Source organism: Devosia sp. A369 (assembly GCF_054489345.1).
This window is the reverse complement of sequence record NZ_JBTMWV010000016.1, coordinates 16,424-39,678: the sequence shown is the minus strand read 5'-3', so window position 1 is coordinate 39,678 and position 23,255 is coordinate 16,424. Positions and strand designations below refer to the sequence as shown.

General features: G+C 62.8%; 21 protein-coding genes. 8 read left to right on the top strand and 13 right to left on the bottom strand.

What is annotated here, in order from left to right:
• Nucleotides 1-13 precede the first annotated feature (13 nt).
• Together ACX3OZ_RS16190 and ACX3OZ_RS16185 are read right to left on the bottom strand one after the other, a co-directional pair.
• Nucleotides 14-1,453, bottom strand: a complete 1,440-nt coding sequence (locus tag ACX3OZ_RS16190) for an aldehyde dehydrogenase family protein (RefSeq protein ID WP_459096061.1) — start codon at nucleotides 1,451-1,453, stop codon at nucleotides 14-16.
• A 23-nt stretch (nucleotides 1,454-1,476) separates the two neighbouring features.
• Entirely contained in the window at nucleotides 1,477-2,628 is a 1,152-nt protein-coding gene (locus ACX3OZ_RS16185; protein ID WP_459096060.1) for a fumarylacetoacetate hydrolase family protein, read from the bottom strand.
• Nucleotides 2,629-2,808: 180 nt separating this feature from the next.
• Between ACX3OZ_RS16185 and ACX3OZ_RS16180 the strand changes: the two genes are divergently transcribed.
• Entirely contained in the window at nucleotides 2,809-3,528 is a 720-nt protein-coding gene (locus ACX3OZ_RS16180; RefSeq protein WP_459096059.1) for an SIMPL domain-containing protein, read from the top strand.
• 129 nt (nucleotides 3,529-3,657) lie between these two features.
• Here the strand turns inward: ACX3OZ_RS16180 and ACX3OZ_RS16175 are convergent, their stop codons facing one another.
• The gene (locus ACX3OZ_RS16175) at nucleotides 3,658-4,488 is read right to left on the bottom strand and encodes a sulfite exporter TauE/SafE family protein (RefSeq protein WP_459096058.1); all 831 of its coding nucleotides are present in this window, start codon (nucleotides 4,486-4,488) and stop codon (nucleotides 3,658-3,660) included.
• Entirely contained in the window at nucleotides 4,488-4,910 is a 423-nt protein-coding gene (locus ACX3OZ_RS16170; protein ID WP_459096057.1) for a secondary thiamine-phosphate synthase enzyme YjbQ, read from the bottom strand. The genes ACX3OZ_RS16175 and ACX3OZ_RS16170 overlap by 1 nt, the downstream gene beginning before the upstream one ends.
• A gap of 254 nt (nucleotides 4,911-5,164) precedes the next feature.
• Between ACX3OZ_RS16170 and ACX3OZ_RS16165 the strand changes: the two genes are divergently transcribed.
• The 4 genes from ACX3OZ_RS16165 to ACX3OZ_RS16150 all read left to right on the top strand — a co-directional run bounded on the left by ACX3OZ_RS16165 (nucleotide 5,165) and on the right by ACX3OZ_RS16150 (nucleotide 10,149).
• Nucleotides 5,165-7,525 carry an OmpA family protein gene (locus tag ACX3OZ_RS16165; protein ID WP_459104890.1) on the top strand — a complete coding sequence of 787 codons (2,361 nt, stop codon included), beginning with the start codon at nucleotides 5,165-5,167 and terminating at the stop codon, nucleotides 7,523-7,525.
• Between the two features lie 257 nt (nucleotides 7,526-7,782).
• Nucleotides 7,783-8,160 carry a hypothetical protein gene (locus tag ACX3OZ_RS16160; RefSeq protein ID WP_459096055.1) on the top strand — a complete coding sequence of 126 codons (378 nt, stop codon included), beginning with the start codon at nucleotides 7,783-7,785 and terminating at the stop codon, nucleotides 8,158-8,160.
• A 159-nt stretch (nucleotides 8,161-8,319) separates the two neighbouring features.
• Nucleotides 8,320-9,009, top strand: a complete 690-nt coding sequence (locus tag ACX3OZ_RS16155) for a tellurite resistance TerB family protein (protein ID WP_459096054.1) — start codon at nucleotides 8,320-8,322, stop codon at nucleotides 9,007-9,009.
• Between the two features lie 102 nt (nucleotides 9,010-9,111).
• Nucleotides 9,112-10,149, top strand: coding sequence for an LLM class flavin-dependent oxidoreductase (locus ACX3OZ_RS16150; protein WP_459096053.1), 1,038 nt, complete (start codon nucleotides 9,112-9,114; stop codon nucleotides 10,147-10,149).
• Between the two features lie 11 nt (nucleotides 10,150-10,160).
• Here the strand turns inward: ACX3OZ_RS16150 and ACX3OZ_RS16145 are convergent, their stop codons facing one another.
• The 6 genes from ACX3OZ_RS16145 to ACX3OZ_RS16120 all read right to left on the bottom strand — a co-directional run bounded on the left by ACX3OZ_RS16145 (nucleotide 10,161) and on the right by ACX3OZ_RS16120 (nucleotide 15,992).
• Complete coding sequence (locus tag ACX3OZ_RS16145) at nucleotides 10,161-10,382, bottom strand: hypothetical protein (RefSeq protein WP_459096052.1); 222 nt, start codon at nucleotides 10,380-10,382, stop codon at nucleotides 10,161-10,163.
• A gap of 92 nt (nucleotides 10,383-10,474) precedes the next feature.
• Nucleotides 10,475-10,765, bottom strand: a complete 291-nt coding sequence (locus ACX3OZ_RS16140) for an HlyU family transcriptional regulator (protein ID WP_459096051.1) — start codon at nucleotides 10,763-10,765, stop codon at nucleotides 10,475-10,477.
• A gap of 24 nt (nucleotides 10,766-10,789) precedes the next feature.
• A complete protein-coding gene (locus ACX3OZ_RS16135) occupies nucleotides 10,790-11,086 on the bottom strand; it encodes a DUF2442 domain-containing protein (protein WP_459096050.1) in 297 nt (98 codons plus the stop codon).
• A gap of 90 nt (nucleotides 11,087-11,176) precedes the next feature.
• Entirely contained in the window at nucleotides 11,177-13,237 is a 2,061-nt protein-coding gene (gene rpoD / locus ACX3OZ_RS16130; protein ID WP_459096049.1) for an RNA polymerase sigma factor RpoD, read from the bottom strand.
• 187 nt (nucleotides 13,238-13,424) lie between these two features.
• Nucleotides 13,425-15,359 carry a DNA primase gene (gene dnaG / locus ACX3OZ_RS16125; protein WP_459096048.1) on the bottom strand — a complete coding sequence of 645 codons (1,935 nt, stop codon included), beginning with the start codon at nucleotides 15,357-15,359 and terminating at the stop codon, nucleotides 13,425-13,427.
• Between the two features lie 69 nt (nucleotides 15,360-15,428).
• Nucleotides 15,429-15,992 carry an HdeD family acid-resistance protein gene (locus ACX3OZ_RS16120; protein WP_459104889.1) on the bottom strand — a complete coding sequence of 188 codons (564 nt, stop codon included), beginning with the start codon at nucleotides 15,990-15,992 and terminating at the stop codon, nucleotides 15,429-15,431.
• 185 nt (nucleotides 15,993-16,177) lie between these two features.
• On the opposite strand from ACX3OZ_RS16120, the gene ACX3OZ_RS16115 reads away from it, so the two are divergent.
• Nucleotides 16,178-17,368, top strand: coding sequence for an MFS transporter (locus ACX3OZ_RS16115; RefSeq protein ID WP_459096046.1), 1,191 nt, complete (start codon nucleotides 16,178-16,180; stop codon nucleotides 17,366-17,368).
• Nucleotides 17,369-17,492: 124 nt separating this feature from the next.
• Nucleotides 17,493-18,638, top strand: a complete 1,146-nt coding sequence (locus tag ACX3OZ_RS16110; protein ID WP_459096045.1) for a GGDEF domain-containing protein — start codon at nucleotides 17,493-17,495, stop codon at nucleotides 18,636-18,638.
• A 4-nt stretch (nucleotides 18,639-18,642) separates the two neighbouring features.
• On the opposite strand, the gene ACX3OZ_RS16105 is transcribed toward ACX3OZ_RS16110, so the two are convergent.
• Nucleotides 18,643-19,095, bottom strand: coding sequence for a GatB/YqeY domain-containing protein (locus ACX3OZ_RS16105; RefSeq protein WP_459096044.1), 453 nt, complete (start codon nucleotides 19,093-19,095; stop codon nucleotides 18,643-18,645).
• A gap of 135 nt (nucleotides 19,096-19,230) precedes the next feature.
• Between ACX3OZ_RS16105 and carA the strand changes: the two genes are divergently transcribed.
• Nucleotides 19,231-20,436 (top strand): glutamine-hydrolyzing carbamoyl-phosphate synthase small subunit, encoded by a 1,206-nt coding sequence (gene carA, locus ACX3OZ_RS16100; RefSeq protein WP_459096043.1) that lies wholly within the window; start codon nucleotides 19,231-19,233, stop codon nucleotides 20,434-20,436.
• Nucleotides 20,437-20,661: 225 nt separating this feature from the next.
• Here the strand turns inward: carA and ACX3OZ_RS16095 are convergent, their stop codons facing one another.
• Both ACX3OZ_RS16095 and ypfJ read right to left on the bottom strand, forming a co-directional pair.
• A complete protein-coding gene (locus ACX3OZ_RS16095; protein WP_459096042.1) occupies nucleotides 20,662-21,471 on the bottom strand; it encodes a neutral zinc metallopeptidase in 810 nt (269 codons plus the stop codon).
• Between the two features lie 23 nt (nucleotides 21,472-21,494).
• Nucleotides 21,495-22,427, bottom strand: a complete 933-nt coding sequence (gene ypfJ / locus ACX3OZ_RS16090) for a KPN_02809 family neutral zinc metallopeptidase (protein WP_459096041.1) — start codon at nucleotides 22,425-22,427, stop codon at nucleotides 21,495-21,497.
• Between the last annotated feature and the right edge of the window lie 828 nt (nucleotides 22,428-23,255).

The window sequence follows — 23,255 nt, the reverse complement described above, 5'->3', positions numbered from 1 at the left end:
ATCGCAGCGCGGATTAGCCGGCTGCGGTGTAAGCCGTCTTCACCACGGTGAAGAACTCCGCCGCATACTTGCCCTGCTCGCGCGGGCCGTAGCTCGAGCCCTTGCGGCCCCCGAACGGCACGTGGAAATCGACGCCGGCGGTCGGCACGTTGACCATCACCATACCGGCTTCGGCATTGCGCTTGAAATGCGTCGCATATTTCAGCGAGGTGGTGACGATGCCGGCGCTGAGGCCGAACTCGGTGTCATTGGCCGTGGCCAGTGCTTCGTCATAATCCTTGACCCGGATGACCGAAGCCACCGGCCCGAAGATCTCTTCGCGGCTGATGCGCATCGAATTGGTCGCTTCGGTAAACAGCGTCGGCTGCAGGAAATAGCCTTCGGTCGCCGACTTCACCAATTCGCCACCGGCCACCAGCTTGGCGCCTTCGGCCTTGCCGATGGCGATATAGTCGGTGTCCTGCTTGAGCTGGCTGGGGTCAACCACCGGCCCGATTTCGGAATTCGCGTCCAGCGCATGACCGACCCGCAGATTGCGCGTCCGCTCGGCCAGTGCCTCGACAAACTTGTCGTGGATGCCTTCGGTGACGATGACGCGCGACGATGCCGTGCAACGCTGCCCGGTCGAGAAAAACGCCGACTGTGCCACGCTCTCGACGGCGGCCTTGAGGTCGGCGTCGTCGAGCACCACGGTCGGGTTTTTGCCGCCCATCTCAAGCTGGAACTTGCGGTTATGCTCAATCGAAGCCGCCGCAACGCGCTTGCCGGTGCCCACCGAGCCGGTGAAGCTGATGGCGTTGACGTCCTTGCTGTCGAGCATGGTCTGGCCGACCACCGAGCCCTTGCCCATCACCAGGTTAAGCACACCCTTGGGCAGGCCGGCCCGCACCAGGATATCGACAATCGCCCAGGTCGAGCCCGGCACCAGATCGGCCGGCTTGATCACCACGGTATTGCCATAGGCCAGCGCCGGCGCGATCTTCCAGGTCGGGATGGCGATCGGGAAATTCCACGGCGTGATGATGCCGATCACCCCGACCGGCTCACGGGTGATTTCCACACCCACGCCGGGGCGGACAGACGCAAGAACTTCGCCAGCTTGCCGCAAGACTTCGCCTGCGAAAAAATCGAAGATTTGCGCCGCGCGGGTCACCTCGCCGATGCCCTCGGGCAGGGTCTTGCCCTCCTCACGGCTGAGCAATTCCCCAAGCTCTGCCTTGCGTTGCAGGATTTCCTGACTGGCTTTGCTGAGGATCGCATGACGCTCCAGAATGCCCGAACGCGACCAGGCCGGGAATGCAGCCTTGGCAGCAGCAATGGCTTGCTTGGTGTCTTCGACGGTAGCGCGGGCGTAAACCCCCACAACTTCAGCGGTATTCGACGGATTGATGTTCTCGATCCCGTCGGAACCCACCCATTCGCCATTGATCAGATTCTTGTGCAATTCAGCCATTTGGGAGTGCCTTTCGGAGGGAGCTAAAGAAGATCGGCCTTGGCCAGGTCGCGCAGCAAATGGCTGGCGCCATAGGTCCAGGGCGGACATTTGGTGGAGAGGTTCACCCTGTTAGATAGGGTGCCCAGCGTCGAAGTCGAGATGGCAACCACGTCGCCGAGCTTGTGGGTAAAGCCCTTGCCGACGCCGCCGCGATCCTTCACCGGAGCGAACATCGTGCCCAGGTAAAGCACCAGCCCATCAGGATATTGGTGATGCCCGCCAATGGTCGCAGCCACCAGGGATTCCGGGGTTCGCGAGATCTGGCTCATCGAGGAATGCCCGTCCAGCACGAAGCCGTCCTCGCCCTCGACCCGCAGCGCAATCTCGGATTGCTTGACCGTTTCCAGCGTAAAATCGCCGTCGAACAGGCGGATGAACGGCCCCAGCGAAGCCGAGGCATTATTGTCCTTGGCCTTGCCCAGCAGCAGCGCCGAGCGGCCCTCGACGTCGCGCAGATTGACGTCATTGCCCAAAGTCGCGCCGATGATTTCGCCCTTGCTGGTCACCACCAGCGCCACTTCCGGCTCCGGATTGTTCCAGCTCGACACCGGATGCAATCCCACCTCGGCGCCATAACCCACTGAACTCATTGGCTGTCCCTTGGTGAAGATCTCGGCGTCCGGCCCGATCCCCACTTCGAGATACTGGCTCCACACGCCCTTCTCGATCAGCGCCGCCTTGACCTTCATCGCCGCGTCCGACCCCGGCACCAGCTCGGACAAATCCATGCCGATCAGCTCGAGAATCTCCCCGCGCAGCGCATCGGCACGCGATTTATCGCCACGCGCCTGCTCTTCGATCACGCGTTCCAGCAGGGAAACGACGAAGGTCACCCCCGAAGCCTTGATCGCCTGCAAATCGATGGGCGACAGCAGGCTTGGCAGGGCGCTGTCAGGGCTTACGGAGGCCGAATTTGCCAGCACTGCCGCAACGCTGCCGAGGTTTTTGCCGGTTGCACTCTGTACGTGCTGGGCCGCATTGCCGCTCTCGGCAATATCGCGCACCGTGGCAAAACCACGGGCCGTGATATCGATCAGATCGCCATCGCGGACCGTGACGATACGAGGATGCGCATGGCCCGGAACGCGGGCGCGCCCCACCAGAGTACCGTCGGGATAATGCCTGTCGCCCATGTTCCGCCCCTAAAATGTCAGGGCAGTGAGTACCCACCGCCGCCTCTAAACGCAAGTCTCATAAGTCATACTTTTGGCGATGAACCAATGTCCACAGCGCCGTTCAAGTTCGGTTCAGCTGCGCCGCAATACTGACGCAATGGATGGGGATTAGTCCCTCACAACCAGATGGAGTCTATCATGCGCCACCTTGCTGCCCTTGTTCCTTTCGCCCTTGTCGCCGGTCTGGCGCTCCCCGCCTATGCCGGCACCATCAGCATTGAGGGGCGCGGCGAGGTCATGGCAGCCCCGGATATGGCGCAGATCAGCTCCGGCGTGACCACGCAGGGCGCCACCGCCCGCGAAGCGCTCGACGCCAACACGGCCGCGATGGCCGAGCTGATCGCCGCCCTCAAGGCCACCGGCATCGAAGCCCGCGACATCCAGACCTCGGGCTTCTCGGTCAACCCCAACTATGTCTATAGCGACGCGCGCGACGACAATGGCTACACCCTGCCGCCCAAGATCAACGGCTACCAGGTCAGCAACACTGTGACCGTCGCCGTGCGCCAGCTCGACGCACTGGGAACCATTCTCGACAAATCGGTGACCGTCGGCGCCAACACCATCAACGGCGTGAGCTTTGCCGTCGCCGATCCCTCCGCCCTCTATGACGAGGCCCGCAAGGCCGCTTTTGCCGATGCCCGCGCCAAGGCCGAGCTTTATGCCACCGCTGCTGGTGGCCGACTTGATGAGATTGAGTCGATTTCCGAGACCCAGGGCTACAATCAGCCCCAGCCCTACCCCATGTATGCCCGGGCCGATATGGCTGCCAGCGCTCCGGTTCCGGTCGAGGCGGGCGAATTGGCCTTTGCAATCAACGTTGTCGTCCAGTGGGAACTGGAAGACACCAAGAAGTAACACCCATACCCCTTCCGAGGGGGCTGGGTCGGTGGGGACGGACGGAAATACCGTAGTCACCCGTCCCCACCAACCTGATCCAGCAAAACCCCGCGCCAGCGGGGTTTTGTTTTGGTGGCTAGGGTATCGCTACCCCATCACCACCTTCCACAGCATGTTGAGGCCCACGATCACGAGGAAGGTGGCGAAGACATATTTCAGCGTCTTCTGGTCCAGCCGATGCGCCAGCGCCGCGCCCAGTGGGGCAAATACTGCGGCCAGCACGGCGACCAGCACCAGCGCCACCAGATTGATATAGCCCAGGCTGAGCGGAGGAAGCCCCGTGGCGCCCCAACCCGAAATGATGAAGCCCAGCGTGCCGGACACGGCAATCGCTACCCCAACGGCCGCTGAGGTCCCCACAGCCGCATGCATGGTCGCGCCGAACGCCACCAGCGTCGGCACCGTCAGCGAACCACCGCCAATCCCCATCAGCGACGAGATATAGCCCACCACAAAGGCCGAGGCCCGATGCGTCGGGTTCGAGCTTTTGAGGTGACCCATCAATTTGGTCTGGAAGGCGAAGACGATATTGCCGGCGATGACGAAGGCCATGATGGCAAACACGATGCGTAGCACGTCGCCGGAGAAATATCCGGCCATCAGCCCGCCGATAAAGGTCCCGGCGACGATGAACGGCGTCCATAACCGCAGCACCTTGAGGTCCAGCGCGCCGCGCTTGTAATGCGCCCGGGCACTCATGATGCCGGTGGGGATGATGATGGCGAGCGAGGTGCCCACCGCCACATGCTGCACCACATCGCTGTCATAGCCGAGCAGCAGCAGCGCCGTGCTCAGCGCCGGCACGATGATCGCCCCGCCCCCGATGCCCAGCAGTCCGGCAGCGATGCCCGACACCACTCCCGTCGCCATCAGCCCCAGCACGAAGGGCCAATAGGCCAGCATCGCCGTCAAATCCATCAACGATCTCCGATAAGATGCAGCACCACCTCGCGCCCATGCGGGCGACGGCGGTGCTCGAAAAGATAAATCCCCTGCCAGATGCCAAACACCGGCTGCCCCTCAACCACCGGTATGCCGATGGAAGTCTGCGTCAACGCCGCCTTGATATGCGCTGGCATATCGTCCGGTCCCTCGGTGGTGTGGACCAGCCAGTCCATACCCTCCGGCACGAGCCGCTTGAAAAAGCCGTCCAGATCGATTTTCACGTCCGCGTCGGCATTTTCCTGGATCAACAGCGAGCACGAGGTGTGGCGCACAAAGGCCGTTATCAGCCCGGTCGCCACGTCGGCATCGGTCACGAACCGGCGCAGAGCGTCGGTGAACTCATAGAGCCCCGGCCCTTGCGTCGGAATGGTGAGCGTATCGACCGCCTGTTGCATCCTTTGGCCGTACCATGATCGTCTGCGCCTCACCAGCGCTACACCGCCCCGATCCGTCCACTTCGCCGTATTGGCGCCATGATCGGGACGTCACGGTCTGCAGCGCCCGAAGCGGAACCATCGCATACCCCAGGCGTTTCGGGGCTTACGGGGTAATTGCATTGCCACGGCGGCTGGCCGATCCATTCAGTTTGCGTTCAGGCTGGCCTCGCGATGCTGGGCTCAAGTGTCAATCGACATAAAGGAAAAGAACAATGCGCCTTAGAAACTGGCTCCTGACCGGCACCAGCATCGGCCTCATGGCCCTGATGCCCCTGACCGTGCGTGCGCAGGATGGCGATCTCGTCGCTGCCTATCAGGCCTATGCAGCCGCCCAGGCGTCCGGTGACGCAGCCGCGCTCGAAGCCGCACAAGGCACTCTGACCGAACTTTGCATCGTCAACGGCTATTCCAGCATCGACGAGTGTGTCGCTGCGCTGTCGAGCGGCGCAGCTCCCGCTGCCGCGCCCGTCGACCCGCAGGTTGACGCACAGGCCGCAGCTGAAGCTCAGGCGGCCGCTGAAGCCAAAGCTGCCGCAGACGCACAGGCCCAAGCCGCGGCTGATGCACAGGCAGCAGCTGACGCACAGGCCGCAGCCGACGCTCAGGCGGCCGCAGACGCACAGGCAGCTGAAGCCAAGGCTGCCGCCGACGCAGAGGCGCAAGCCGCTGCCGATGCCCAGGCAGCAGCTGACGCACAGGCAGCCGCCGATGCTCAGGCTGCAGCCGACGCGCAGGCAGCCGCCGACGCACAGGCCGCTGAAGCCAAAGCTGCCGCAGAGGCTGCCGCCGCTGCTGCTCAAGCCCCCGTTGAGGCTCCTGCCGCTCCTGCCGAGCCTGCCGCTCCCGTTGAGGTCGCCCCTGCCCCCGCGCCGGAGCAGGTCGCGCCGGCACCAGTGCCTGTGCCCGAGGCACCCGCAGCGCAGACCGATATCGCGCCGGCCCTGCAGGAACAGGTCAATCTCTATAATGACGCCGTCGCCGAACTGCTCTCCGGTGGCGATGCCGCCGCTGCACGGGCCAAGATGGACGCCGCCCAGCAGGAGATTACCAATCTCTGCGCCGCTATCGGCCAGAACGACATCAATGCCTGCCTGGCCACCTATGGCCTGAGCCTGCCCACCGTACCGAGCCTGCCCGAACCGGCTGCGCCCGTCGCGCCGCCCGCTGCTGAACCCGTAGCGCCCCCGCCGGCCGATCAGCCTGTGGTAGATGCCCCGGCTGAAGTGGTGGTGGATGCCCCGGCTGAAGCCATTGAAGAGCTGCCGCCCGGCATCACCGCAGACCAGGTTGCACCAGTACTCGACAGTGCCAAGGATGCTGAAGTGGCCGCCCCAGGCGCCGCCGAGCAGCCTGCGCAGCCGGTCGACACCACGCCCCTGGCCCCGCCCCCGGTTGACGACCAGTCCGCCCAGGCCCAGTCCATTCAGGACCTCAAGGCCGAGCCGATGATCTCGGTGGTGGAAGAACAGGGCACGGCCATCACCCCAGCTGAACTGGTGATCCAGCAGCAGGAAGCGCCCCAGCAACTGCCGCAGAATGTCACGATCATCAACCAGACCGTGGTCAACAACAATGTCGTCAACAATAGCACGACGAACAACGTCACCAACAATACGACCAACAACACCCAGAACAACACGGTCGACAATTCGGTCACCAATGTCGACGTGAACGTGCAGCAGAACAACGTCAATGTGCAGCAAAATAATGTGCAGGCGCTGACCACGGGCGAAGCGATCACCCAGGTCATCATGCAGGTTGGCACGCAGTTGATCGTCAACTCGATCGGTCAGGATACCGACCGGTTCTACAATCCGCAGCAGGACGAGATCTTCTACGAAAATCTGAGCAATGGCCGGGTGCGTGAAACCATCAGCCGCCCGGATGGCAGCCAGATCGTGACCGTCCGCAATCGCAACGGCGATATCCTGCGCCGTTCGCGTATCGACCCGGCAGGCCGTGAATATGTGCTGGCCTATTTCGACGACCGCTACGACAACGACCTGAACACTTGGCGTGACCCGGGCCAAGACCTGCCGCCGCTACGCCTGAATATCCCGGTTCGGGATTACGTTCTCGACGCCAAATTCGCCGACGAGAACGAAGTGGAAGTCTTCTTCGCCCAGCCGCCGGTTGAGCAGGTTGCCCGCCTCTATTCGATCGACGAGGTGAAGCGTTCGTCCCGTGTCCGCGACAGCGTGCGCAAGCTCGAAGTCGGCGGCCTGACCTTCGATACTGCCGCAGCCACCATCGGCCGCGACCAGGTCGGAGCGCTGTCCAGCGTCGCCAACGCCATGCTGGCCCTGCTGGCCAACAACCCCGGTGAAACCTTCCTCATCGAAGGCCACACCGATGCTGTGGGCTCGGAAATCTCCAATCTGGGCCTGTCGGACCTACGCGCCGCCACCGTGGCGCGCATCCTGAGCGACTTCTATGGCGTGCCGCCGGAAAACCTGGCGACCCAGGGCTATGGCGAACGCTACCTCAAGATCCGCACCGAAGCGGCAGAACGCGAAAACCGTCGCGTCACCATCCGCCGCATCACGCCGCTGATCACCGTCGCCAGCAACTGACGCCGGCAGACCAACTCAACGATGAAAGGCCGGGCCCAGCGCCCGGCCTTTTGCTGTCCAGCGACCAAAAAGACAGAAAAAACCTTGGTTTTTAGCCGCTGTTTTGCCCCAACGCAGGCGAAAACTGCGCTCTAATTCCTTGAACAGTCAGCAAAAATCGGCCAGCGACCCATGGCGCATGTCGTGATCACGTAATTGGGAACGAAAACAAAAAGCCCGCGTTTCTTTGTCATACGGTGAAACAAAGGAGCGAAATCATGGCTATCCCTGAACGCGATCCCGTTTATACGAATGATACCAACCGGACTGTGTACACCCGCGAAAGCAATGGCACGGGCTGGTTTGTTGGCATCATCGTCGTCCTGGCCTTGCTGGCCATTGGATATCTGGTTTTCTCGGCCAACTCTGGCCCGTCGACCCCGGCGACCGGCACTCCGGCGATTGAATCGCCCGCCAGCCCTACCCCGGCCCCGATGACTGAAACCCCGGCGGTCCCTGACGCCGCCCCGATGACCCAGGCTCCGGCGATTGATGCTGCCCCGGCAACGCCGGCCCCCGCCGTTGAAGCGCCTCCGGCCACGACGCCCGCCCCGGCCGCTGAGCCTGCTGCGGAACCTGCCGTACCCGCCGTCTAACCACGACGGTTACATCTCCCGGGGCGCATCAGCCCTCCCTCTGATGCCGTCCTGAAAGAGACCCCGGTCGCCCCACCGGGGTCTTACTTTTGTCTACTGTTCCGCCTTGCGCCGGCCTCACGGCATCCCCATTTGCGGACAACAAAGCAGGGAACCTCCATGTTCAATATCGACCAGATCGTCAAAGCCCTCCAGAACGACCCCAATGCCAAGCGCACCGCTATGACCGGCGCTGCCGGATTGGCGGCCGGCATGCTGCTCAGCGGTGGCGGCTTGGGCAAGCTGGCCGGCAATGCCGCCAAGCTCGGCGCTGTCGCCGCCGTGGGTGGCCTCGCCTATAGTGCCTGGCAGAACTATCAGCGCACCCAGCAGGGCGCTCCAGCTACCGACCACGGGCAGGATGCCTTCATTCCCGCCGCCGGCGACGCGCGTGGCCAGGAAGAGCTGGGCAAGACCCTGGTGCGCGCCATGATTGCCGCCGCCAAGGCCGATGGCCGCATCGACGCCGACGAAAAGGAAGCCATCTTCGGCAAGCTGGAAACCATGAGCCTCTCCCCCGAGGAAAAGGCCTGGGTATTCGACGAACTCTCCACCCCGCTCGACATCAACGCCGTGGTCGCCCGCGCCGATACGCCTGAACACGCCACCGAAATTTACGCAGCGTCCCTGGTGGCCATCACTGCCGATACCGCCTCGGAGCGGGCCTATCTCGATGCGCTGGCCAGCAAGCTCAAGCTCGCCCCCGCTCTGGTCGCCGAAATCCACAAGGCTGCCGGCGAAAAAGCCCCCGAGCCGGCGCCGGCGCCCGTTTCGCCATTCGCCTATACCCCATCGGGCAGCAACGTCTGATTGCTACCAACCGCGCGTCCCCGGACGCGCGGTTACACCGGTGTGCGTTCTTGATTGCGCCGCATCGGCAAGCCATCTGTGGCCCAACCAGGAGTCACCCCGATGGAACTCGGACTATATTCGTTTGCCGAAAACACCCCGGATGCGCTGAACGGCAATGCGCTGCAAAGCCCCGCCGAACGGCTCAAGGACCTGCTCGAAGAAATCGAGCTGGCCGATCAGCTCGGCCTCAGCTTCTTCGGCCTGGGTGAGCATCACCGCCCCGATTACGTCGCCTCCGCGCCGGTGACCATTCTGGCCGCCGCCGCCGCGCGCACCAAATCCATTCGCCTGTCGACCGCCGTCACCGTGCTGAGTTCGGAAGATCCGATCCGCGTCTGGCAGCAATTCGCCACGCTCGACCTGCTCAGCAATGGCCGCGCCGAAATCATGGCCGGTCGCGGCTCCTTCATCGAGAGCTTCCCGCTCTTCGGCTACGATCTTGAGGACTACGACACCCTTTTCGAGGAAAAGCTCGAAATGCTGCTCAAGATCCGCGAGGGCGGCAAGGTCGCCTGGCCGGGCAGCGCCAACACCAAGCCCATTCCCGGCATCGAGATCTATCCCCAGCCGGTGCAGCACCCCCTGCCGGTCTGGATCGCCGTCGGCGGCACCCCCAATTCAGTGGCCCGTGCGGCCTATTACGGCCTGCCGCTGATGATCGCCATCATTGGCGGCCAGCCCAAGCAGTTCGCGCCGCTGGTGCAGTTTTATCGGGATACGCTAGAGAAAGTGGGCCGGCCGCTCACCACGCCAGTCGGCATCAGCTCGCACGGCTTCATCGCCGCCGACAGCCAGGACGCCCGCGACATCGCCTACCCGGCCCACAGCGCTGCCATGGACCGTATCGGCAAGGAACGCGGCTGGTCGCCGACCAACCGCGCCCAATTCGACGCCGGGGCCACCCCGCAGGGTGCCTATTTCATGGGGTCGCCGCAGGAAATCATCGACAAGATCCTGATGCAGCACGAATGGTTCAAACACGATCGCTTTGGCCTGCAGCTCAGCGTCGGCACACTGCCGCACGCCAAGGTGATGCAGGCGATTGAACTCTACGGCACCGTGGTCAAGCCGGCAGTCGACAAGGCGCTGGCCGGCTAGACCTGTGCGGCCTATTTGCCCGAGCGATGGATCGACTTGATCTGCAACGGCGGCAGGCCGGACTTTTCCGAAATGGCGCGGTCCTGGTCCATGATGGCGGTGCGGGCCGGCTCGTCGCCGTCAAGACCACCCAGCAGGCTGGCATCCACCTTGCGGTTGGAACGCTGGCTGCCGTCTTCATAGATGATGTCGAACATCACGAATTCACTGCGGGCGGTTGGCTTTCTGGCCATGGGTCTTACTCCTAAATGCGACAATACGGCCTCGCAGGACCCTTATTGGGGCCGCGAGCGCCGGTAATGTCAAAAAAATGGGTTGGTCGCGGCTAGCGGAAGATCGCTTCGCCCTGCTCATCAATGATCTGCCGTCCCTTGGCGATGGCCAGGACATGCAGGTCGTCGCGTGAACTCATGCGGTCGGCGCGGACGAAGCGATAGGTCTTCAGCTCGCCGCCGATGTCCTTTTCAATGATCCCGGCCAGCTGTAGCTCGCTGCCGACTTTCATCTCGATCGCCTTGATGAGAAAGCCCTTGTAGCTTTCTTCGCCGAACACCTTGTCGCCGGCCGGCTCCTGGCTCGATGCTCCACCACCGAACAGGTTCTTCCAAAACGACATGGTTCGTCTCCTCTTTCGTCGCGGTTAGCGCCTGCGGCGGACCGGTAGCGGCAATTGCAATACGCCGCGTTTTTCCATTTCCTCGCGCAGCCAATCCGGCGAGACATCAAAGTGGTTCGGCCAGGTCGGCACGCCATTTTTCAGTTCGACCGTGCCAAAGAAGCGCCGGTCCCGCAATGGTTCCGTTCCCTCACCCCGCTCCCCGATCATCGGCGCGGCATCGAATGTGCCGGACGAACCATCGGAAAACGTCACCACCAGCTTGAACGGGACGATGGCCCGGATGCTGGTGAGTTTGAGGCGGGCGGGGACTGCCGTCATCGTCTGAACATTCCCCGGGATATCCCGTATTCGTGAGCCGCCCCAGATATGGAGATCCCCGCTTTCGCGGGGATGGCCCGGTTTAAAGACCTAGTTGTCGAGGAAGCTGCGCAGCTTGCGGCTGCGGCTCGGGTGCTTGAGCTTGCGCAGCGCCTTGGCCTCGATCTGACGAATACGCTCGCGGGTCACCGAGAACTGCTGACCCACCTCTTCGAGCGTATGGTCGGTGTTCATGCCGATGCCGAAGCGCATGCGCAGCACACGTTCCTCGCGCGGCGTCAGCGACGCCAGCACGCGGGTGGTGGTCTCGCGCAGGTTGGACTGGATCGCCGCATCGATCGGCTGGATCGCATTCACGTCCTGAATGAAATCGCCCAGGTTGGAGTCTTCCTCGTCGCCGATCGGCGTTTCGAGCGAGATCGGCTCCTTGGCGATCTTGAGCACCTTGCGCACCTTGTCCAAAGGCATCTGCAGCTTTTCGCTGAGTTCCTCGGGGGTCGGCTCGCGGCCGATTTCGTGCAGCATCTGGCGCGACGTACGAACGATCTTGTTGATCGTCTCGATCATATGCACCGGAATACGAATGGTGCGCGCCTGGTCAGCGATCGAGCGGGTGATCGCCTGACGAATCCACCAGGTGGCGTAGGTCGAGAACTTGTAGCCGCGGCGATATTCGAACTTATCCACGGCCTTCATCAGGCCGATATTGCCTTCCTGGATCAGATCGAGGAACTGCAAGCCACGGTTGGTATATTTCTTGGCGATGGAAATCACGAGACGCAGATTGGCCTCGACCATTTCCTTCTTGGCGATCGCAGCTTCGCGCTCGCCCTTCTGCACCTTGTGCACGATGCGGCGATATTCGCCGATATTGAGGCCGGCTTCAGTCGCCAGCGTCGCCACGTCACCACGGATCTCACGGATGGTATCGACTTCGCGCTTGGCGAATTCCGCCCAGCCCTTGCCGTCAAAGCTGGCAAGGCCAGCTTCCCAAGCCGGGTTCACTTCCTGGCCATAGTAGCTTTCAAGGAACTTCTCGCGCTTGACGCCATAGCTCTCGGCCAGACGCAGCAGGCGCCCTTCCAGCTTCACCAGACGCTTGTTGATGTCGTAAAGCTGCTCGACGAGATTTTCGATACGACCGTTATTGAGCGACAGCGACTTGACGTCGGCAATCACTTCGCCACGGAACGCGTCGATCTTCTTGCGGTCGGCATCGGACACCGAGGCAGTACGATCCTCGGCGTGCTTGTCCTGCAGCTCGCGCATCTTGCCATAGGCTTCGGCGATGCGATCAAAGGTTTCCACGACCTGCGGCTTGAGCTCGGCTTCCATCGCCGACAGCGACAGCGCGTTTTCGAACTCGTCATCGTCATCATCGGGGGCCGGGTCCTGGGGAGCCTGCGGCTCCTCGGGCACGTATTCGTCCTCGCCCGCGGCACTCTTGGGCGCGGCCGTCTTGGGCTTTTCAGCGACTGCGTCCGGCTTGGGCGCGGCGTTGAGGTTCACCAGTTCCGGGTTCGGCGCCGCCTGCTTGGCGTCGGGACCAGCATAGGTGGCTTCGAGATCGATAATGTCGCGCAGCAGGATTTCGCCTGCCGCCAGCTGGTCGCGCCAGATGATGATGGCCTGGAAGGTCAGCGGGCTTTCGCATAGCCCTTCGATCATGGTCTCGCGACCGGCCTCGATGCGCTTGGCGATGGCGATTTCGCCTTCGCGGCTCAGCAGCTCGACCGAACCCATTTCGCGCAGATACATGCGCACCGGGTCATCGGTGCGGTCAGCGCCGGCCTTGGTATTGGAGGTGGTGGAAACGGCAGTGCCGGTGGCCGGAGCGACCTCCTGGCCCTGATCTTCCTCGTCCTTCTCGACTTCGGTCTCTTCGACCTCGTCTTCGTCGACGACGTTGATGCCCATATCCGAGAACATGGACATGAAATCTTCGATCTGCTCGGACGACACTTCGTCCGACGGCATGACCGCGTTCAGCTCTTCATAAGTCACGTAGCCGCGCTTCTTGGCGACCTTGATGAGCTTCTTTACAGCGGCATCGGAAAGGTCGAGCAGCGGGGAATCATTCGTCGCCTCGGGGGCGCCGGCTTCCGGCTTCTCGGTTTCCTTAGTCGTCTTGGGTGCTGCCTTCGTGGCCATCTGGTACTCCGTCGGTACCCGTGCGCTCGGGTCCGGGTAAGGCTTTAAGTGGTGACACCTCAAGGCAAGGTAAAGGTTTGGTCACTCAGACGTTAACGCCTGAAAATGCGACCAGGTTCGCCCCAGGATTGCTGCACATCTCGCCACATGCAAAATCGCGCGTACTCGCTAATTTTTAGAGCTGCCCCTAAAAACTGCGTGTCGCGCGTCCCGATAACGAACCAAATCCTTCGATCAATGCCTCTGTGCCATCGACAGTGGTAATCTGGTTCTTGATGTCTCGCAGCCTTTCAAAGGTTTCTTCGCTCGGGTCTTCGCCCAGCGCCGCTTCGGCTGCCTTGAGTTCCCTATTTAGCTGAACTTTCTTGTTATGCAAGGCCAAGGCGTGACTCAATCCGGTCTCAGCATCGACCAGAGCGATCTCTGAGGCCATCTGCCACACGCCCTGGCGGGTCAGCACGTCGCTCATTTTGTCCAGCGTTGGGCCGTGGCCACGCACGCCAAGCGCCGCTTTGAGGTCGTCGGACGAGATATCGTGATGGCGCACGGCGAGACTCAAAATTTCGGTCATCACTTTTTGCGCAATCACCGTGTCGAAATCGATCGCCGCCAGCACCTCGAACTTGTCTTCCACCAGCGCCGGATGATTGACCAGCGTCAGAATGATGGTTGCTTCGCGCGGCGTCGCCTCGGCCACCGAGCCTGGTTTGAGCAGGCGCGAATTGCGCAGCGTGTCGGAAACCACCAGCCGCGGCGTGCCCCGAGCCGGGTAGCCATAGGCGCCGCTCTGCCCATAGCGCTGCTGACCGCCACGCGGTTCGAAGCGGTTCTGCCGCACCGGCGCAAAGAAGGCGCGCAGTTTCTCATCGAACGCCTGCGCGTAGTGAAACCGCACCGAGCTATCCTGAATGGTGTTGGAACGCTCGCGCAGCCGATGCTGCAAGGCCGCCCGGGCCTCGGGAGTTTCCGGTACCAGCCCGCCGGTTTCCATGCTCCAGATCACGTCCGACAAGCTGCGGGCCCGGTCGATAACATCGGCGAAAGCGCCCCGCCCCTGCGCCTTGATCAGATCGTCGGGGTCCTGCCCCTCGGGAAGAGTGGCGATTCGTACGGTAAAACCGGGCTTGAGATGCGGCACGACGATATCAGCCGTCCGCTCGGCGGCCTTGAGACCGGCCTTATCGCCGTCGAAACACAACACCGGATCGGGCGACATGCGCCACAACAGTTGCAGATGCTCTTCGGTTAGAGCGGTGCCTAACGGTGCGACTGTGCCCTCAAAGCCAGCGGCTACTGCTGCGATAACGTCGAGATAGCCTTCCACCACGATGACAGTGCTGCCGTCGCGCGCCGCTTGCCTTGCGGTCTGACCGTTATACAGCGTCTGCCGCTTGTGAAAGAGCTCGGTCTCGGGCGAGTTGAGATATTTGGCCGGCACGTCAGCCGACATGGCGCGCCCACCAAAAGCGATGACCCGCCCGCGAAAATCGGTGATCGGGAACATCACGCGATTGCGGAACCGGTCATAGGTCAGGGCATCTCCATCGCGGCTGGCGACCAGCCCGGTATCGATCATGTCCTGTGCCGAGACGCCGTTCTGCGCCAGATGCTCCTTGAGGCCATTGCGGCTCTCCGGGGCAAAGCCGATGCGGAACCGTGTCTGGCTTTGCGAGGAAACCCCGCGCTCCAGCAGATAACCCCGCGCCCGCGCCCCGATATTGTGCTGCAGCGCCGCCTCGAAATATTTCGTCGCCAGCTCCATGACGTCGATCAGGCTCTTGCGCTCCGCCTCGCGCTTTTCCTGTCGTTCGTCGCGGGCCGGCATCGGCACGCCGGCCATGCTCGCAAGCTTTTCCACCGCCTCGGGAAAGCTCATCCCGGCCTTTTCGATCAGGAACTTGAAGTGGTCTCCCGACACCCCGCAACCGAAGCAGTGATAGATGCCACGCCGGTCATCGGCGTGGAAGCTGGGGCTTTTTTCGCCATGGAACGGGCAGCAGGCCCACATATCGCCCTTGGCCGGCTGGCTCTTGCGCTTGTCCCACAGCACATGCTCGCCCACCACCTGCGTGATTGGCAGGCGTTGACGGATTTCGTCGAGGAACTGGTCGGAAAAGCGCATGCTAGGTACCTAGGCATTCAGCGGCCCCAAGTCACCCCACGCCCGCACTTATCCCTGTTGTTCACAGCCTCACGCCGCCTTGCTGCGCTGATAGAGCCGCCACGCCCAGCCGAACAGGCCAAAGGCAAAGATCACCAGCAGCACACCGCCGAAGATCACCGCCGTGGCGCTGGCAATCAGCGGAAAGAACAGGAACACTAGGCCAAGCAGGATGTAAGAGACACCGGACAGCACCACCGGCCAGATGCGGGCATAATGCTCGCGCTCGCGGACGATCACCACGATCTGCATGATGCCCACGACCAGCGCCGCGATACCGACCAGGCTGGCCATGAAGGTGACGGTGAAGATGGTCGCCAGCAGCGGGCTGATCAGGATCAGGATACCCAGCATCAGCGACAGAGCGTTGCCGACGACGTCAAACCAGTAATTGCCGCTTTTGCCGCCACCAAAGGTCAGGCTCCACAGCCCCAGAACCCCGTCGATGACCAGCAGAATACCACCGGCCAGCACCATCACGGTGAGTGCTTCGCCCGGCCAGATGATGGCGTAAAGACCCGCCAGCAACATCAATACGCCCCGCAGCGCCGTCGCCAGCGCAAACCGCTTCTTCGTCTCAGCCGAAACCGCCATTATTGCCTCCATTATGCGGACTCGCCGCGCTACCCCGCGAGAAGTGTAGCGCAGTTGGCGGCGAGGCCAAAGCCACTGCCAATGGAGATTATCTAAAGCGGCGACGGCATATTGTTGATTGCAGCCAGTGCCTGTCCGTGGTTTGAGGCTGCTTTAATTGAAGGCCCGCCTCTGGCGGATTGATCATGTCGCTTCCCCTCATCGCCCTGTTTCTTGCCGCCTTCGCGTTCGGCACCGCTGAATTCGTCATCGCCGGCGTGTTGCCCGATGTGGCCACCGGACTGGGCGTGACCATCCCGATCGCTGGCTATCTGGTTACGGGTTATGCCATCGGCATCGCTATTGGCGGGCCGCTGCTGGCGGTGGCGACCAAGAAGATGTCACGCAAGACGCTGATCCTGCTGCTCGCGGGCAGCTTCACCATCGGTCAGGCGCTGTGCGCCCTGGCGCCCAATTTCGAACTGCTGATGCTGGCGCGCGTTCTGGTTTCGGTGGTCCACGGCACCTATTTCGGCATCGCCGCCATCGTCGCAGTCAATCTGGTGCCGGCCGACCGGCGCGGCTTTGCCGTGGCGCTGATCCTGTCGGGTCTTACCGTCTCCAATATTCTCGGTGTCCCTGCCGGCACGGCGATCGGCACTGCGCTGGGCTGGCGCGCCACCTTCTGGGCCGTCGGAGCGCTCGGCCTCATCGCCACGCTTGGCATTGCGCTGTTCCTGCCCGCCCGCACCGGCGAAGCCAGCACCAGCGGCAGCCTCCTGCGCGAGTTCAAGGCGCTGGGCCGTCAACAGATCGTCACCTCGCTGGCCATCGTCGTCCTGGTGATGATCGGCCAGTATAGCCTCTTCACCTATATTGCGCCGCTGCTGCTTGAGGTGACCGGGCTGTCGGTTGGCATCCTGCCGTGGATTTTGCTGCTTTATGGCATTGGCTCGACCATCGGCGTGTTCATCGGCGGGCGACTGGCGGACTGGAAGCTGATGCCCTCCCTGATCGTCATCCTGTGCCTGCAGGCGCTGGCCTTTGTCCTGCTCTATGTCGTCAGCCCCGATCCGCTGCTCATGGCCGTCGCCGTGGTGCTCTGGGGCGGGGTCAATTTCGCCTTCGGCTCGCCGGTGCAGTCGCGCGTACTGGCCTGGGCCAGCGATGCCCCCAATCTGGCCTCGGCACTGATCCCGACCGGCTTCAATATCGGCATTGCCATCGGCGCCGTGCTGGGCGCCAGCCTGCTCGAAGCCGGCTTTGGCTATCGCAACCTGCCGCTGATCGGCGCCGTGGCGCTCTGTGTGGCTGCAGCGATCGCCGTCACCTCCCTGATATGGGAGAATCGCCAGGGATTGCTGCCGCCAGCCCCGGTTGCTAACACGGCGGAATAACACTGCGCTAAGACTCTGCTCACCACAACGCACGTCATCAGGGCGTGATCGGGTCAGGCTTTGCTAAAGCTCCCCCAAGAGATGATTCCGCAAATCTGCGGGACAGCTCCGTGCGGATGCGATGATGCTTTTAGACCAGATCTCACTGCTGACAGCGATCGGCTTTTCCAGCACGGCGCTGACGATGACGCTGCTGGTCAGCTGGATCGGGGCGCGTGGCGACACCTATTTGCTCAGCTGGGCCGTCGGCATGGGCCTGGTCGTGCTCGGCGTCGTGCTGTTCAGCGTCCCCGGCGCGCCCTATGATTCAATGCTGCAGCTTGGCGCCTTTGTGCTGCTGGTCAGCGGCTTTACCGCGATTTACGTGGGTGCGCATCAGTTCCATCTCGGCACGGTCTCCCTGCCGACAGCGTTTGGGGTCTGGGGCAGCTTCACCGGCGCCATCGCCCTGGCTTTCGCCCTGGGCTATTCCGGCGTTGGCACCAGCCTCGCCAATTTCGGCATTGCCGTTTTGACCCTGATGGCGAGCCGGCATTACTGGGCCGGACGCGCGGAGGCCCCCTTGCCGCTGATCGCCAATGCGGCGCTCTACTTCGTGGTGGCGGTCTCCTTCGCCTTGTGCGGCGTCGTGCTTTTGCTCGATGGGGATTTCGTGCTGACCGCCCTGCCGCAGAATTGGGCGGAGGACTTCAACGCCATTGCCGCCATTATCGGGCTGACCGGATTCGGCGCCCTGTCGGTGACCCTCAACCAGTTCCGCGTTGCCCGCCATCATCGCCGTCAGGCCATGACCGACCAACTGACCGGCATGCTCAATCGGCGAGCCTTGTTCGATTCCCTATCCGGCAAGACGGTGGAACCGGGCGTCGCCATCATCATGATCGACCTCGACCACTTCAAAGCCATCAATGATCGGCTTGGCCACGCCATCGGCGATCAGGTGCTGGAGCTCTTCGCGCGCATCGTTGAGGCCAACATCGGCCCCGACGATATCGCTGCGCGGCTGGGCGGCGAAGAATTCTGCATCGTGTTCGGACGGATATCATCCCGCTCGGCCGCCATCGTGGCCGAACAGATCCGCGACAGCTTCGAGCGCAGCGCCGTCCCCTCGCCAACAGGACCGGTGCAGGCCACCGTCAGTGCCGGCATCGCCATCAGTGGCGACGAAGGCGAGAAGTTCGAGCAGTTGCTCGGTCGTGCCGACAGCGCCCTCTACAAAGCCAAGCGCGCCGGCCGCAACCGTGTCCATGCCGTTCGGCTGGTAGCGTAAACCTCTAGCCCGCCAGCGCCGCGCGCACCTTGCCACTGGCCTTGCCGAAATCGATTCGGCCGGGATAGTCGATTTTGAGCTGGGCGATCACCTTGCCCATATCCTTGGCGCCATCGGCACCACTGCTGACAATGGCTGCCTTGATGGCCGCATCGACTTCCTCTTCCGTCAGCCCCTTGGGCAGGAACTCATTGAGGATGTCGATTTCCTCCTTTTCCACTGTCGCCAGGTCAGCACGGCCGGCCTGCGCATAGATGGCAAAGCTCTCCTCGCGCTGCTTGACCATCTTCTGGATAATGGTCAGGATTTCCTCATTGGTCGCCGGCCCGCGATCCTCGGTGCGGATGGCGATATCCTTGTCCTGAATCGCTGCCGTGATGGCCCGCAGCGTTGCCGTACGGCGCTGATCCCGGGCCTTGAGCGCGGTCTTGAGGCCCTCAGTGAACTGTTCGCGCATGGGTTCTGGTCCTCTTGCTATGCATTTTGATGGCCCCATATAGGCATAAATAGGCGGTCGCGCCACTTGCGCTGCCGCGTTCAGGCTTCTAATACGAGGCCTCAATCGACATTGCCAAACCCTTGGAGGCCCACCGTGACCGGCTGGCAGCAATCCCCCGCGACCGCACTTCTGATCCTTGCAGACGGAACGCGACTGGAAGGCCGCGGCATCGGCGCCATTGGCCATGCCGCTGGCGAGGTATGCTTCAACACCGCCATGACCGGTTATCAGGAAGTGCTGACCGATCCGTCCTATGCGGGCCAGATCATCACCTTCACCTTCCCCCATATCGGCAATGTCGGCACCAATGACGAGGACATCGAGACGGTCAATATGGCTGCTCTGTCCGGCGTCCGCGGCGTCGTGCTCAAGGCCGACATCACCAATCCGTCGAACTACCGCGCCACCGAAAAGCTCGATGCCTGGCTCAAGAAGCGTAACATCATCGGCATCACCGGCATCGACACGCGCGCCCTGACCGCCCTGATCCGCGAACACGGCATGCCCAATGGCGTCATCGCCCACGCGCCGGACGGGTATTTCGATGAGCCCTCGATCATGGGGGAGCTCAAGGCTTTCCCGGGCCTGGTCGGGCTCGACCTCGCCAAGGAAGTCACCACGGCGCAGACCTATCACTGGGACCAGACCGGCTGGGAATGGGACAAGGGCTACGGCACGCTCGAAAAGCCCGATTTCCACGTCGTCGCCATCGACTTCGGCGCCAAGCGCAACATCCTGCGCTGCCTCGCCGATCAGGGCGCTCGGGTAACGGTGCTGCCGGCCACGGCGACCGCCGCCGACGTGCTGGCGCATAATCCCGATGGCGTGTTCCTGTCCAACGGCCCCGGCGATCCGGAAGCGACCGGCAAATATGCCGTGCCCGCGATCAAGACGCTGATCGAAACCGGCAAGCCGATCTTCGGCATCTGCCTCGGTCACCAATTGCTCGGCCTGGCGCTCGGCGCCACCACGTCCAAGATGCATCAGGGCCATCACGGCGCCAACCATCCGGTCAAGGATTTGACCACCGGCAAGGTGGAAATCACCTCGATGAACCATGGCTTTGCCGTCAACAAGGACAGCCTGCCGGCCGGCGTCACCGAGACCCATATCTCGCTGTTCGACGGCTCCAATGCGGGTCTGTCGGTCGATGGCAAGCCGATCTTCTCCGTGCAGTACCATCCCGAGGCCAATCCCGGCCCCGGCGACAGCCACTATCTGTTCACGCGCTTCCTCAACTATGTCCGCGCCCAGAAGGGCATGGAGCAGCGCCCGGAATATGTAGCGCCTGCGGCGTAAGCGGCTAGCCGCCCGGACTTCGTCTGCTAGGACCTCCCCACCCACGATGTCACCCGGCCTTGAGCCGGGGGCCATCCCCCGATCGTGCCGGTAGATCCATCTCAGGATGGGTCCCGGCTCAAGGCCGGGATGACACCGCGTTTTTGGTGGGTGCAGTGATATTCGGCGTTCTCCCCCTCAACGATCAATCTTACTCGCCCCAGCAACCCCGGGGACAAGTCGCCGCTAGATCGGCTCGCCGATTTTCTCGGTGCGGCAGCTGCCGGCGGCGGGGATGGCGTAGCCGAGGTCGAAGCCGTGTTTGCGGAAGGCGGCGCTGGGTGGGGTCAGCGCACGTGGGATGACGGCGCGTGACGGCATAATGGTGACGTCGTGGCCGGTGGCCACCGAATCGACCGCTCGCACGATGGCCGGATCATCGAACAACATTTCCAGACCCGCCCATTTGGTCCAGGCGCCACCATAGCAGGCGGCGCGGGCGCCGAGTTGTTGTTCGAGGATGCTCCGCTGGGCCGGCTCAAGTCCGTCCAGTTCGTCATAGGCATCGAGCGCCGCCAGCACGTGATGGCCGTAGGCCAGCCCGATCAGATAGCCCTCAGCCTTGTGGCCCTGCTCGGGAAAGGCGGCGACCAGTTCGGCATAGCGCGCCATATCGACATAGATCGTGCTGTCTTCCGGGCAATATAAAGTGCCGATATCCGAGCCAGCCAGACCGCAGCCCAGCGCGCTGCTATCGGCCACCTGGGTCAGCGTCACCGCCGGGTAATAGACGGCGGCGCTGCGGAAGGCGCGTTCCCAAAAGCCATTGGCCTCGCGCCCCACCGCATCGACCAGATCGGCAGGCTGGCCCTCGCCCGTCGCAATGGCGTCGAGCGCGGTCAGCGTGGTGTGCGGCAGCGGCTGGGCCACCTGTCCGGTGAGCACCGTCACCGGATTGATGCCGAAGATCATGACAACCACCACGCCAAGCGCGATGGCGCCGGAAAAACCGAAGCGCCGCACATGCGGCATCATGCTCTCAGGAATGCCCAACACTGCCTATTCCGTCGGTTGTATCGTTACACGTTGCCCGTGAACGTATCACAATCGCCGGGATTGCCAGAAGTATAACCGCGCTCGAACCAGGTTTTCCGCTGGGCCGAGGTGCCGTGATTGAAGGTCTTGGGCACGGCAAAGCCCTGCATGCGTTTTTGCAGCGTGTCGTCGCCGATCTGCTCGGCGGCGTTGAGGGCTTCCTCGATATCGCCATTGTCGAGCAAATCTTCCTGGCCGGCATAATTGGCCCAGACGCCAGCATAGCAATCGGCCTGCAATTCGACCCGTACCGAATAGGCATTGGCCTGTTCCGCGCTCATCGAGGCGCGGCGCTGGTTGAACTCGGGCAGCACGCCGGTGATGTTCTGGATGTGGTGGCCCACTTCATGCGCCAGCACATAGGCCTGGGCGAAATCGCCCGGCGCGCCGAACTGCTCGCGCAGCTGATCGTAGAAGCTCAGATCGATGTAAACCTTCTGGTCGCCGGGACAGTAAAACGGTCCGGTGCTCGAATCGGCCGCGCCGCAAGCGGTGTTCACCGCATTGGTGAACAGCACCACGGTCGGCTCGGGATAGTTTTGCCCGCCCGAGGCCTGGAACACTTCGGTCCACAAATCCTCGGTTTCCTTGATCACCACGCCGACAAAGTCGCGCAATTCGGCCTCATCGCCCGTGGTGGGCGCCCGGCTGGATGAACTGGCCGAGGATGGGGCGGAGCTGCTTGAGCCGCCGGTCAGAATGTCGATCGGATTGGTGCCGGTGACCATCCAGACCAGACCCAGCACCACGACGATGCCGATCAGGCTGCCAATGCCGCCGCGCGATCCGCCGCCCGTGGGAATGCGGATGCCGCCGCTACGGCCAAACGGGCTCCCGCCCATGCCGCCCAGCCCGCCGCCGCCCTGGCCGCGTCGATCTTCGATGTTGGAACTCTGCTCGCGCCCGCGCCATTTCATGATGGTAGTCTCCGAATTGTCCCCAGCGTAACAACAAGCCATGCCGATGCAATCGGTTCCGTTAGGCAGGCCTGTGCGCCGCACGGCCATCAGACCTGCGGGTAATTGCGGAGCGTGCATGCGGCGAGACTTGCCTCATGTAATTTTTAATAAGCGAAGCAAGCCTCGCCGCGATGCGATGGGTTTTTCTCGGAAGGCAGACCGCAACCCGTCAGCATGCCACCGTAGTGTCATGCCCGAACGGTCCATCCGCGCAGCCCGGGACCGGCGCGAACCCTGGTCCCCCCAATCCGCCATCCACGAGCCGGCTCGCGCAGCTCCGCCTGACGTGGATAGGTGGGGAGAGGGTGCCACGGGAATTGGGGGCGGGGATAAGTTTTGGTTTTCTGAATCGCTGACCGCGCAGTCGACACCCTCCCCCTTGCGGGGAGGGATCAAGGGTGGGGGTGGTTTGGCCACGATCATCGGGGCTCACGCACCCCCACCCGGCTCGATCACAGACTTAGCAAGGGCTAAGTCCTATCTCGCTCTCCCTCCCCGCAAGGGGGAGGGTGAAACCGGTGGGTGGGGCGAGATGGGAGAGGGCTAAGCCGACGACGTGCCTCCGTTCGCGATGCCACCCCCTCCACTCCCAAATCGCACCGTCATAAATTGACCGCCCGGTCAAAACTTCATAGCGTCGGGGTCGCCGTCGTCATCCCAGCGTCACCTGCTGGCGGCATGAGCTGATGCGCTCGGGTAGCGAGCGCCAGCCGTCGGGCCGAACAGGCCCTTACGCCCGGGAGCCTGCGCCCCCGGCTTCGTTCATCGACATGAACATCTCAGGGA

Coding starts and splice junctions, on each gene's coding strand:
- ACX3OZ_RS16190 (WP_459096061.1), bottom strand. CDS start 1,453: ATGGCTGAATTGCACAAGAATCTGATCAATGGCGAATGGGTGGGTTCC.
- ACX3OZ_RS16185 (WP_459096060.1), bottom strand. CDS start 2,628: ATGGGCGACAGGCATTATCCCGACGGTACTCTGGTGGGGCGCGCCCGC.
- ACX3OZ_RS16180 (WP_459096059.1), top strand. CDS start 2,809: ATGCGCCACCTTGCTGCCCTTGTTCCTTTCGCCCTTGTCGCCGGTCTG.
- ACX3OZ_RS16175 (WP_459096058.1), bottom strand. CDS start 4,488: ATGGATTTGACGGCGATGCTGGCCTATTGGCCCTTCGTGCTGGGGCTG.
- ACX3OZ_RS16170 (WP_459096057.1), bottom strand. CDS start 4,910: ATGCAACAGGCGGTCGATACGCTCACCATTCCGACGCAAGGGCCGGGG.
- ACX3OZ_RS16165 (WP_459104890.1), top strand. CDS start 5,165: ATGCGCCTTAGAAACTGGCTCCTGACCGGCACCAGCATCGGCCTCATG.
- ACX3OZ_RS16160 (WP_459096055.1), top strand. CDS start 7,783: ATGGCTATCCCTGAACGCGATCCCGTTTATACGAATGATACCAACCGG.
- ACX3OZ_RS16155 (WP_459096054.1), top strand. CDS start 8,320: ATGTTCAATATCGACCAGATCGTCAAAGCCCTCCAGAACGACCCCAAT.
- ACX3OZ_RS16150 (WP_459096053.1), top strand. CDS start 9,112: ATGGAACTCGGACTATATTCGTTTGCCGAAAACACCCCGGATGCGCTG.
- ACX3OZ_RS16145 (WP_459096052.1), bottom strand. CDS start 10,382: ATGGCCAGAAAGCCAACCGCCCGCAGTGAATTCGTGATGTTCGACATC.
- ACX3OZ_RS16140 (WP_459096051.1), bottom strand. CDS start 10,765: ATGTCGTTTTGGAAGAACCTGTTCGGTGGTGGAGCATCGAGCCAGGAG.
- ACX3OZ_RS16135 (WP_459096050.1), bottom strand. CDS start 11,086: ATGACGGCAGTCCCCGCCCGCCTCAAACTCACCAGCATCCGGGCCATC.
- rpoD (WP_459096049.1), bottom strand. CDS start 13,237: ATGGCCACGAAGGCAGCACCCAAGACGACTAAGGAAACCGAGAAGCCG.
- dnaG (WP_459096048.1), bottom strand. CDS start 15,359: ATGCGCTTTTCCGACCAGTTCCTCGACGAAATCCGTCAACGCCTGCCA.
- ACX3OZ_RS16120 (WP_459104889.1), bottom strand. CDS start 15,992: ATGGCGGTTTCGGCTGAGACGAAGAAGCGGTTTGCGCTGGCGACGGCG.
- ACX3OZ_RS16115 (WP_459096046.1), top strand. CDS start 16,178: ATGTCGCTTCCCCTCATCGCCCTGTTTCTTGCCGCCTTCGCGTTCGGC.
- ACX3OZ_RS16110 (WP_459096045.1), top strand. CDS start 17,493: ATGCTTTTAGACCAGATCTCACTGCTGACAGCGATCGGCTTTTCCAGC.
- ACX3OZ_RS16105 (WP_459096044.1), bottom strand. CDS start 19,095: ATGCGCGAACAGTTCACTGAGGGCCTCAAGACCGCGCTCAAGGCCCGG.
- ypfJ (WP_459096041.1), bottom strand. CDS start 22,427: ATGAAATGGCGCGGGCGCGAGCAGAGTTCCAACATCGAAGATCGACGC.